Origin of the sequence: Bacillus sp. JJ783 (assembly GCF_036963225.1) — a bacterium.
GTDB lineage: Bacteria > Bacillota > Bacilli > Bacillales > Bacillaceae_G > Bacillus_A > Bacillus_A cereus_U.
Genome location: NZ_JBALMG010000203.1, coordinates 4,017 through 4,483, shown reverse-complemented (window position 1 = coordinate 4,483; position 467 = coordinate 4,017). Strand labels below are relative to the sequence as shown.

Sequence of the window (467 nt, the reverse complement as noted above, 5' to 3'; positions counted from 1 at the left end):
CTAGATGGGGTCACCATATTAGATCCTTGCGTTGGGTTTTCCACCTCTTTTAGGTGTAGAATCATTATAGCAATGTAAATTTTGTATTATTATTTTTCTAACAAACAAATTGATTAAAAACTATACATTTTATTCATTTCTTTAAGTCTATTAAGATATCAAAAATACCTGTCTTTTAATATAAAACAAGTGTTTTTCTATATTTAAGCACTACTATTGAATGTAGGAATCTTTACCGCAATACTTACAGCATAAACAAAAAAGCCGCATTTGCGGCTCATAAACTTATAATACTAACTCATGCATTAGTTAAATCACTTACCGTTTAATCGCATCAACAATTAGCGATGGGAAACCAAGTTTATCTCCTTGATTTCTAGAATCATATCTTTTAGAACGGAAAATAACGCCATCATTCGCGTCCCATTCATTGTAATAAAATTGCCCGTTTTCATCACAATATTCAA

At 30.4% G+C, this 467-nt stretch carries 1 pseudogene; it reads right to left on the bottom strand.

Annotated elements, in window-relative coordinates:
* Nucleotides 1-318: 318 nt before the first annotated feature.
* Nucleotides 319-467: pseudogene (locus V7038_RS28085) on the bottom strand (SAM-dependent methyltransferase); the annotation flags it as partial.